The following is a 2,865-nucleotide window of genomic DNA, read 5'->3' as shown; positions in this document are numbered from 1 at the left end:
CCGCCGTAGGGATCGACGAGCGCGCCGTCGTCGCCCTGGGCAATGGCGTTGACGGTGAAGTCGCGCCGCAACAGGTCTTCTTCCAGCGTTACCGAAGGGTCGGCATCGACGACGAACCCGCGATAGCCGCGGCCACTCTTGCGCTCCGTGCGCGCAAGCGCATGCTCTTCGCCCGTGTCCGGATGCAGGAATACAGGGAAGTCGCGTCCCACCGCCTTGAAGCCGAGGTCTTCCATCTGCGCCTGCGTCGCACCCACCACCACCCAGTCCCGGTCGCCGGGCGCCAGGCCGAGCAACCGGTCGCGCACCGCGCCGCCGACGAGATAGGTCTTCATGCCGGCATGATGCCGGATCCGGAGCGCGATGCGGAGCTACTGCAGCAGCGACGCGAGTCGCGACCGCGACCTGTGCAGGCGATCAGCCCGACGATCGTGCGCGATGATCCGCTGACAACGCGACTTCCCGATGCGGAACGTGTGCCGTCCTGTTCCGCGGTCGCGACTGACGTCGCTCCTACAGGGGCGCAGCGTCATCAGCTCTTCGGCATCTGTGCTGTCGGGCAGGTGAAGGCCTTGCGCTTGGCCTGCACTCGACCCATCAGGCGGTCGCTGACCGGCAGGGCGCTGCCGTTGAGGCGCCAGTCGTAGATCACGCTGAAGGCCAGCACGCGCGCGACGTACTCGCGCGTTTCCTTGTAGCTGATCGTCTCGATCCAGACGTCGGGATCGAAGCCCGGCCGCTGCGACTGCCAGCGTGCCGTCGGCGCCGGCCCCGCGTTGTAGGCGGCGATGGCGACATAGGGCACGGCGTACTTGTCTTCCATCTCGCGCAGGTAGGCGGTGCCGATGGCGATGTTGGTGTCGGCGTCGTACAGGCTGGCCGCGCCCGCGTAGGGAATGCCCAGGCGCTTGGCGACGCCCGCACCCGTGGAGGGCAACACCTGCATCAGGCCCATGGCGTTGGCGCCCGAGCGTGCCTTCGGGTTGAAGATGCTCTCGGCACGGATCTCCGCGGCGACCCAGGCCGGATCGATGCCGTGCTTCGCGGCTTCGCGCTTTATGGTGTCTGCATGGTGCAGCGGGAAGCGCAGCCGGTACAGGCGCTGCTCGTCGGGCTGTTTGCCCAGCGAGAACACGGCACGGTCGAACCAGCCATTGTCCTGCGCCACCTGCACCGCGATGCGGCGCTGGGTATCGTCGAAGCGGGACAGCGCCTCGTTCCATTCGGCCGTCGCCCAGCCCGGACGCTCCAACTGCCAGAGTTCCATCGCCCGAACGACGGCGGGGTCGCGCGCCACGGCTTGCACGGCGGTGGCGGGGTCGTTCGGGATCCAGGCGCACAACGCGTAGGGCTGCTCCAACCGATCAGCGGCGAGGAAGCCATGGAAGGTCGGGCTGCCCGCAGTCTCCCGGTAAAGACGCTGTGCGGCGGCGCGGTCGCCGGTCTTCTCGCTCATGCGGGCTTCGAAATACCGCCAGCGCGAATCGCTGCGCTGCGCCGGTGGCATCTTCTTCAGCGCCACGAGCGCCGAGGGCCAGTCGCCGCGCGACAGTGCCTCGCGTACACGCCATTCGTGGAGACGCTCGTCGTAGGAAGACTCGGGTACGTTGCCCAAGCGGCGCGCGGAATCCGGTCCGTAGGATGCGACCGTCCACAAGGCGATCTGGTACAGCACCTGCCCGCGCTCGTCGGGGCCCATGCCCAGCGCGTCGGCGTATTGCGGCAGCATGCGCTCGGCCGTGTCGGGATCGTTCTGTGCGAGTCTCGACAGGCCGTGGGCCGCCATGCGGCGGCTGCGGTCGGTCTTCGGCCAGTTCATCGCGCGAGGATGGACGGCATCGATGAAGGCGGCATAGTCGTTGGCGAGTGCGGCCTCGTCGCCGGGCAGGCCACGCGCCGCGCTGCGCATCACGCCGGTCTGGCGCTCGGCCGCGGCCGCATCGATGCGCTCCCAGCGCAGCGCCGGCGCCAGCGCGCCCTGGCTAGCCAGCACATTGAAGACGGGGTCGCACCCATCCGGAAGCGACTTCGCGCCTTTCCGCCAGAGCGCCTGCGCCTGTTCGGTCCACGCGGCATCGATGCGTCCGGTGGCCTGGCGCGCCTGCAGGTGGGCGCACTGCAGGGCGACGCTGTCGGTCGGTTTCCATGCGGCCAGGAACGTCGGCCAGTCCTGGCGGCGCGCCAGGGCCGCCAGCCACAGGCTGCGGAGTTGCGAGGCGACGGCCTGGCCTTCGTAGCGCGCGAGGAAGGCCTGTGCCTGCGACGTGGATATCGCATCGGGGTCGCGGCGCAGGGCCGCGAACTCGAGCCATCCGTAGAGGGGATGGCGGGTAAGCGACGACGCGGTGCCGGCATCGAAGCGACCGGCCTCGGCCGCGGCGAGCGCATCGCGCATCACGTGACGTTGTGCGTCGAGCGACTGCGCGCGCGAGAAGGGTGCGTTGCACAGCCCGGCGAGGGCAACGAGTACGATGAAAGGCGTGGATCGGATCATGCCGGGACTATACCCAAGCCTGCTGAACGTCCACGTAGACAACGCGTGACAGCGAGGTGCTGATTGGAAGGTGTCTGGATTTTTCCGTTGCTCGGCGTGCTGGCCGGCATTCTCGCGGGCCTGCTCGGCATCGGGGGCGGCCTGGTCCTGGTCGCCGCACTCGCGTGGATCCTGCCCCTGCACGGGATTCCGAAAGACGCGGCGATGCATGCCGCGCTCGCGAGCTCACTGGYGAGCATCGTGTTGACCGCATCGTCGTCGGCGTACTCGCATCATCGTCGTGGCAGCGTGCTGTGGCCGACGGTGGCGTGGATGGTGCCCGGCCTGTTGCTGGGTGGTTGGGTCGGCAGTGGCCTGGCGGTCCACCTGGA

The 2,865-nt window shown here is 68.9% G+C and carries 2 protein-coding genes and 1 pseudogene; 1 reads left to right on the top strand and 2 read right to left on the bottom strand.

The genetic code is table 11. The annotated features are described in order from the left end of the window. Both cca and AC04L7_RS15870 read right to left on the bottom strand, forming a co-directional pair. Positions 1-335 (bottom strand): annotated as a pseudogene (cca, locus tag AC04L7_RS15875) (multifunctional CCA addition/repair protein); the annotation flags it as partial. Positions 336-532: 197 nt separating this feature from the next. Beyond that, positions 533-2,494 (bottom strand): transglycosylase SLT domain-containing protein, encoded by a 1,962-nt coding sequence (locus tag AC04L7_RS15870; protein ID WP_435996198.1) that lies wholly within the window; start codon positions 2,492-2,494, stop codon positions 533-535. A 63-nt stretch (positions 2,495-2,557) separates the two neighbouring features. Between AC04L7_RS15870 and AC04L7_RS15865 the strand changes: the two genes are divergently transcribed. Beyond that, positions 2,558-2,865: TSUP family transporter (locus tag AC04L7_RS15865; RefSeq protein WP_475513383.1), on the top strand; the 308-nt coding region annotated here is incomplete at its 3' end.

It is taken from the genome of Pseudoxanthomonas sp. LjRoot204_2, assembly GCF_056175765.1.
The sequence above is the reverse complement of the archived record's forward strand: the minus strand, read 5'-3'. Positions and strand labels throughout refer to the sequence as shown.